This is a genomic window from Actinomyces sp. ICM47, from assembly GCF_905369875.1.
GTDB lineage: Bacteria > Actinomycetota > Actinomycetes > Actinomycetales > Actinomycetaceae > Pauljensenia.
The window spans coordinates 21445-28697 of the sequence record NZ_CAJPJE010000026.1 but is presented as its reverse complement, the minus strand read 5'-3'; the positions used below and the strand labels follow the sequence as shown (position 1 = coordinate 28697).

8 protein-coding genes are annotated in these 7253 nt (G+C 63.3%); all 8 read right to left on the bottom strand.

Annotated features, from left to right (window positions below; all coding sequences use genetic code 11):
• Positions 1-326, bottom strand: a 326-nt coding sequence (locus QZ149_RS06440; RefSeq protein WP_291450501.1) for a phosphoribosylaminoimidazolesuccinocarboxamide synthase, incomplete at its 3' end; no start/stop codon positions are given.
• Between the two features lie 22 nt (positions 327-348).
• Positions 349-1683 (bottom strand): phosphoribosylamine--glycine ligase, encoded by a 1335-nt coding sequence (gene purD, locus QZ149_RS06435; RefSeq protein ID WP_291450500.1) that lies wholly within the window; start codon positions 1681-1683, stop codon positions 349-351.
• A gap of 92 nt (positions 1684-1775) precedes the next feature.
• A complete protein-coding gene (locus tag QZ149_RS06430) occupies positions 1776-2732 on the bottom strand; it encodes a hypothetical protein (protein WP_291450499.1) in 957 nt (318 codons plus the stop codon).
• Positions 2722-3753: a VWA domain-containing protein gene (locus QZ149_RS06425; protein ID WP_291450498.1), complete on the bottom strand. Its 1032-nt coding sequence runs from the start codon at positions 3751-3753 to the stop codon at positions 2722-2724. The genes QZ149_RS06430 and QZ149_RS06425 overlap by 11 nt, the downstream gene beginning before the upstream one ends.
• 1 nt (position 3754) lies before the next feature.
• The gene (locus QZ149_RS06420) at positions 3755-4774 is read right to left on the bottom strand and encodes a hypothetical protein (RefSeq protein ID WP_291450497.1); all 1020 of its coding nucleotides are present in this window, start codon (positions 4772-4774) and stop codon (positions 3755-3757) included.
• The gene (locus QZ149_RS06415; protein ID WP_291450496.1) at positions 4771-5259 is read right to left on the bottom strand and encodes a hypothetical protein; all 489 of its coding nucleotides are present in this window, start codon (positions 5257-5259) and stop codon (positions 4771-4773) included. The genes QZ149_RS06420 and QZ149_RS06415 overlap by 4 nt, the downstream gene beginning before the upstream one ends.
• Complete coding sequence (locus tag QZ149_RS06410) at positions 5249-6142, bottom strand: DUF58 domain-containing protein (protein WP_291450495.1); 894 nt, start codon at positions 6140-6142, stop codon at positions 5249-5251. The genes QZ149_RS06415 and QZ149_RS06410 overlap by 11 nt, the downstream gene beginning before the upstream one ends.
• Positions 6143-6184: 42 nt before the next feature.
• Positions 6185-7174: an AAA family ATPase gene (locus QZ149_RS06405; RefSeq protein ID WP_009647367.1), complete on the bottom strand. Its 990-nt coding sequence runs from the start codon at positions 7172-7174 to the stop codon at positions 6185-6187.
• Positions 7175-7253: the final 79 nt, after the last annotated feature.

The following is a 7253-nucleotide window of genomic DNA, read 5'->3' as shown; positions in this document are numbered from 1 at the left end:
GCGCTCGAGGCCTCGGCCGGGGCCTTCGTACCGACGGCCAGCAGGTGGTTCTCCACGAGCGGACGCAGCTTGCCCATCCACCAGATGGCAAGCTGATTGAGGACCGCGCCCTTGCCCGTGATCTGCGTGGGCAGCACGTAGTCGTAGGCGCTGATGCGATCAGAGGTCACCATGAGGAGCGCCTCCGGACCCGCCTTCGCGTGGCGGGGACGGCCCTCGGCGGGCGTCGCTTCCTGCGCGGGGCCGACCACGGCCTCGTCGGGAGCGTAGATGTCGCGAACCTTCCCCGAGTTCAGGGGGGTCCAACCGTGCAGGGAAGCGGGCATAATGCTCCTCAGTGTCGTGTGATCAGTCGAGGGTGACGGCCAAGTCAGCAGGCCACGTCGCGATGTCGCTGCGGTGGTGCTCGCCGTCGAAGTGAATGAGTTCCACGCCCCGGTAAGCCAGAGCGCGAGCCTCGTCGAGCGTGGCCGCACGGGCGACGACGTCGAGGACTCGACCGCCCGAATTCACCAGCGCGTAGGTCGGTTCAAAACCGCAGCACCCGGCCGCAACGTCGGCGGGGTCGTCGGTGATCTCCTCGGAGGTGCCGGCGTGGATGACGTGGACGCCAGCCAATGCCTCGGCCGCCTCGATACCGGTGATGGGGTGCCCGATGTCCGTGCGACCCGGGTATCCGCCCGAGGCCATGACGACTGTGACGGCGGCATCCTCGCTCCAGACGGGGGCGGGAACCTTCGCGAGCGTGCCAGTGGCCGCCGCGTACAGGATGGGGGCGAGCGGAGAGTCAAGGCGCTCAAGGACCACCTGGGTTTCCGGGTCGCCGAAACGCACGTTGAATTCGACGACGCGGATCCCCTTCGAAGTCATCGCGAGGCCACAGTACAGGAGGCCTCGGAAGGAGGTGCCGCGCCGGGCCATCTCGGTGATGACGGGCTGGGCGACCTCGTCGACGATGCGCTGCGTTGCTTCCTCAGGCAGCCACGGGAGCGGACTGTAGGCACCCATGCCACCCGTGTTCGGACCCTCGTTGCCATCGCCCACGCGCTTGAAGTCCTGCGCGGGCTGCAGCGGGACGACGGTGGCACCATCGGCGAAACAGAACAGAGAGACCTCGGGGCCGTCGAGGTAGTCCTCGATGACGACCGCTCCCCCGTCGCGTGACAGGCAAGAGCGCGCGTGGAACGAGGCCTGGGCACGATCGGTGGTCACGACGACCCCCTTGCCAGCGGCCGGGGCATCATCCTTCACGACGTAGGGGGCACCAAGGACATCGAAGGCAGCCTCGACCTGTTCCATGGTGGTGCAGGTAAAGGAACGGGCGGTCGCCACGCCGGCGTCCGCCATGATCTGCTTCGCGAAGGACTTGGAGGCCTCCAGACGGGCCGCGTCCTTCGTCGGGCCAAAAACGGGGATACCGTAGTCCAGAACCGCATCCGCGACGCCCGCGACGAGCGGGGCCTCGGGGCCAACAACCACGAGATCGACCTTCTCAGAGGTCGCGCGACGCACGACGTCCTTCGGATCGAGCGGATCCATGGTCAGTGAACGGCCCAGCTGCTCCAGCGCCGGGTTACCGGCCTGGACGACCAACGACACGGGCTGCTCAGGGGTGGACGTTCGCACAAGCGCGCGGGCGATCGCGTGTTCGCGACCCCCGTTACCAACGAGAAGAACCTTCACGATTCCAGCCTAACGGTGTTTGGCGGTCCAACGGGCCGACATGGGATTTTATGGCTGCACTTCACAGCCACAATGAGACGCGGATGCGCAAGTCACCAGGCACCGTTAGGGTTACCACTACGCCCCTTATCGTCCTGTTCACGCTGATCACGGTTGTGTTCGTCATTCTGGTGAATGAGGTCCTCACGACGCTGCTTCTGATCGCCGTTCTCACCCGCGAAGGGATCCTCTGTCGGTGTAGGCGTCGAGGTGGGACTTGGGCTGGGGGTCGACTCTGGGTCCTCGTTGTTGCTCGGATCGTCACCTTTAATGGGGTCCTCGTTGGGATCCCCGCTAGGATCTCCGTTGGGATCCTCTCCCTTATTCTTCTTGTCGGATTTCTGCTTCTTGTCCGACGTGCGTTCCTTGCCTCGGTCAGCGGGGTTGGTGTCGGCACCCGTTGAACTCAGCTGGTTCGCAGGCGTCTGGCAGGGCGACAGCATCTCTTCCGCTTCCGCATACAGGTTGTATGCGTCGAGGTTCGCGTCTTCCGCGTCCTTGGCATCTCCCTGCATTTCGATACCACGCCCCAGGTTTGCGCGGACGCGGCATTCGTAGGAGGAAGACTCCAGACGTCCAGGTTCTACCTCGATGCTCTTGGGAACCAACTCGAATGCGGTGCGCAGCTCGGCGACACCCTCGTCCACGGACTCCTCGGTCAGCAGCGTGGTACCCAGGTTGTAGTGGGCGACCCACTGTTCGACACCGACGGATGTCCAGCCCATCTGTCCCTCGTACCCGGCCTTCGCGGCCTCGTATTCCTGTGCCTTCCAGTGGCCCAGGGAGGAACGCGACCACAGAGTCAAGCCGATCAGATACGTGGCGGCCAGGAGGGCGAGCACGAGGAAGGGAATCGAATACCACAGCGGGCGGAGCGCCAGCGGTGAGCGCTGGCGCGTACCGGACGAGGCAGAGGCGCGCTTCGCGGACGCGGCGAAGTCACCGGAGTCGCCCTGAGGGGCACCGAACGGCAGGAGGTCTTCGTCGCTTGCTGAGTGTTTAGATCGCATGGGAATTCCTCAACTGTTGGGCTCGCAGTGCCAGGGTTGCACCCTCCCACGCCAAGAGTCCTCCAAGGATCAGGGCGAAGGGCCAGATGATGTAGCGGTACGTGTCGCGCTTGTTTCGCTCTTCGGACAGCTTTGACGCGTCGTCAAGGATGGAACGCGCGTAGGAGTCAATCGCGGACTTGTCGGGCGAATGCACGTAACTGACGCCGATCCGCGACGCGACGCCTTGGAGGGCGGCTTCGTCGATGCGCGAGATGGCGATGGGGGCACCGGGCTGGGACTTGTCGTGAATGTATTCGTCGTCGCCACTCTGTGCCCCCGCGTTGCTGAGGCGGACCACCTTCATCTTGCCGCCCTCCTCGGTTCCGTAGCCGATGACGAGGCCGCCGTCGATGTAGGGCTTGACGTCATCCCAGTCGTCCTCGGCGCCGCTGGGAGCGCTGGACCAGTGATCCTGGTTCGAGGTTTCGCCGTCGGAGAGGATGAAAACGGTACGAATATTTTCGGGGTGGCGTTCCTTGTTTTTCTTCAGAAGCTTCGCGAGGTCCGCTGCGGGACGGTTGATCGAGGACCCCTGCGACGAGGAGGACAGCTCACGGGTGAACGTCGCCATGTATGACGCGACCGCAGAGGAGTCAGTCGTCAACGGCATGTCCGTGTGCACGCTCGAATCCCACGACAGAATCGAGTACCGCGCGCCCGTGAGGACACCCATGAGTGTGGCAACATCGTTGCGGACGCCATCGATACGGGGATTCTCCCCGTCCCAGTCCTCGGCCCCCATCGAGCCGGTGCGGTCGATGACGAAGTAGACCTCGATATTTGAGGTGACTTCAATGATTGTGCCAGGAATCGAGGGACCCGCACCCATGATGATGACGACGACGGCAATGAGCGAGCGCCTAATAACGTCCATCAGGTTCGTGCGCAGTGACCGACGAGCCGACAGAAAGACGAAGGTCGCCGCAACCAGCGCAATGACGACCAGCACAATCAGGTGAATGACGGGACGAAAAACCATGTCAGAGCCTCCCAAAGGCAAGCAGGCCGAGCAAGGAGACGACACCAAAGAGCGTCCAGCCAAGGGCCCCCAGCGGGCGATCAGTCTCAATCAGTTTCCCCTTGGAATCCAGTTCTTCCTTTTGCTCGGCCTCGATCTGCTTGACAACCCCGTCAACGGCGGAGGGAGATGATGCATCATAGAACTCTCCGCCCGTGGCACGCACCTGATCGCGCAACTGCATGCCGTCGGCGGACAGGTTCGTCACCGAGCCGGGGTACAGTGCCGTGACGGTCACGTTCTGGCTCTTCGCGAATTCGATGGCTTGCGGCAGGGTGTAAATACCATGGCCGTACACCTCGTTATCGGTCGCCAGCAGGACCGTGCGGGAACGTTGCTTGTCGGTATGGTCGAAGCCGAGGATGCACGAAGCCAGGCCGTCACCGACCAGAGAGGCGCGTTTCTCATCCTCTTTGGGGAACGTCGGCGTCAGGTACCGCTCCAGCTCATCCTCATCCCCATTCAATGAGGAACCATACGCCAGCCCTTTGTCGATCTTGTCGGCCATATCCGTCAGCACGTCATCGGCCATCTCGTAGTCGTCGGTGAGTGGGAACATCGTCATCGAGTATGTATTCCACAGCTGCAACGAAATCCTCTCACCCTCGAAGTGCGAGATGATCTGCTTGAAGGAGTCGCCGATCTCCGAATCGTAGGGCAGCATCGAACCCGACGCATCCAAACAAATGACGATGTCGCGGCTCGAGGATTTATCGTGCTTGACGTACGTATCGACGGGAGCGGCCGCAGACACCGAGGTCGCGATAACCGCGACGAGGAAGCACACGAAAGCCATCGCGAGGGCCGCACGCGTACGCCGCACGAGAGCCTGATACTTCGGCAGGCCTCGTACGAAACCGGAGTTCGCGACCCATCCCTTCCTGCCGGCGCTCTGACCCGCGCGGCGCGCACGCCACCAACCAAGCAGAGTGACGCCAGCCACTACTACGACGACGAGGGGAATCATCCACCAGAACCTCATACGTTCACCGCCTCCACCGCCATGGTCAGAACGCGCGTCACAGCCTCGTGCGAGGAGCGCCCAGCCGGAATATCCTGGCTCGTAAAGCTCGAGGCCTCGCACGCCGCAAGCACATCCGCCAGCCCCGGCCACACGGGTACGAGTTCACGCACCTCGGACACGGTTGCGACCTCGAGGTCACGCCCGGTGCGTTCCGTGCCCAGCGCACGCATGAGTCCCGCCAACGCCAGGTGCACGCCGCGAGCGTCCAGGTCGCCGTCGGCGTAGCGATCCGCAATCTGATCGACGTACGACAGATACTTCTTGCGCCGCGCATCCGAAATCGTCTGTAGCTCCATCACCTCACCAATGCGGGACGTCCACCACCTCCACAGGCAGAAACACACCCAGCCAACGACGGCGACGACGAGCGTGACCCCGAGGACCCACATCCAATGCGGATAGATGATCGGATTAAACAGGTCGTCTGTGACCTCACCGGACATGAACTCCCCTTTCAAGAGCACGCATGAGCGCACGAGGAATATCCTCACTGGATGACACGTCCACGTGGATGACACCCCTCTCATCGAGCATCCGCGCGACCGCGGCACGCCGCATCGCCATGACGTTGGCTGCTTCCCCCGCCAACTGGTGATCCCTAAGCAGGAAATCCGGTAGCGGCCCCTCGTTGACGTCAACGACCTCCGTCCCCTCTGAGAGGGTCGTTGGATCGATATCCTCGACGCTGATGAGAATCACCTGGTGGCGCGCGGACATGGACTTGATGAGGTCGCTCGACTCCGGGGACGCAGTGGGCTGCGTACTGTCCGTGACGATGACGATGAGGCTGCGCCGACGCGTGATCGTCCTGGCCCGAGCCAGGAGCTTCGCGACGTTCGCATGCGGGGAGCGCAGGGTGATGTCCTCTTCGATGCGGCGCAGCAGCGTCTCCGCATGCGCGTTGCCGGAGCGGGCGGGCATGAAACGCACGCGCTTGTCGTCACCGGCGACGAGGCCGATCTGGTCTCCGCGGGCCGCGCTCAGCCATGCGATGACCTCGCACGCCGCCAAGGCAACCTCTTCCTTCGTCTCGCCCGAGGGGGCGAGCGCGCCCATTTCACGACCGGTATCAACAACGAGCATGACCTGCAGGTTCGCCGTAGCCTCGTGCCGTTTGATGATGGGCGAACCCGTCCGGGCTGTCGCCGCCCAGTCGATTTCACGCACATCATCGCCCGGCTGGTAGGGAGCCAAGTCCATGAACTCCCATCCGCGTCCATGCCGAAGCGCGGAGTGGTGCCCATCTATGATGGACAGCAGCTTGCGCAGGACGGGCAGCTGGATGCGGGAGGACAGCGCGTGGATTTCTCGCGAGCGTACAGGCATTGCGTTCCTCTTGAGAGTCGACTGGCGTGGGACCGGGGTTCTTTACGGAACGGGAACCGCTTTGAAGACGGCGTCGATGAGTCCCTCAATGGAGACGTTGTCGGCCACGGCATCGAAGGTGCGGATGATGCGGTGACGCAGAATGCCGTAGCGCATTTCCTTGATGTCGTCCGGCATGACGTGGTTGCGGCCCTCCATGAGGGCGATCGCCTGCGCAATTTGCATGAGGGCGATGCCGCCACGTGGGGAAGCACCCACGCGCACGTGCTTCTTCCAGCCCGGGAGCGGGTTGGGGCCGGCACCTCGGGTCGTGTTGATGATGTCGACGATGTAGGCCTTGAGGGTCTCGTGGACGTAAACGCGTCGTCGTGCTTCCTGCAGCGTGCGCACGTCGTCGAGGGTGATCGGGACGACGTCCGCAGGCCTTGTCATCTGACCGCTGTCAATGCGCGAGAGAACCTCAAACTCCTCGACGGGCGTCGGGTAAGTGATGACTTCCTTGAGGAGGAAGCGGTCCATTTGGGCTTCGGGCAGCACGTAGGTGCCCTCTTCTTCGATGGGGTTCTGCGTGGCCATGACCATGAAGGGATCGGGTAGCTGATGGTTGACACCACCAATCGTGGTCTGGCGTTCCTGCATGGCTTCCAGCATGGCGGACTGCGTCTTGGCCGACGAACGGTTGATCTCGTCCAGGAGAACCAGGTTGGCGTGCACGGGACCCAGCCGGGTGACCATCTCACCGCGTTCCTGGTTCCAGATCTGGGAGCCAACGATGTCGTTGGGCATCAGGTCGGGAGTGCACTGAATGCGATGGAAGGTGCCCGATACCGCGGACGCGAGGGTCTGCGCGGCCGTCGTCTTCGCGAGGCCGGGCACGGACTCAACCAGGACGTGGCCACCGGCGAGAAGCGAGGCGGTGAGCGCGCGGCGCAGTGCTTCCTGCCCAACGACGGTGTGCTGGTAGATGGTCGTCATTCGATCAAGCAGGCCCTTCGCGTGGGCCAGCTCGTCATCGTTCAAGTAGTTGGGCACAGACTCTCCTTGCACGCGCGGTCGGATGCGCTCCCAGTGTAGCCCGCCCGTTCTGCTCGCACGCAAGCCGGTCAGCCTT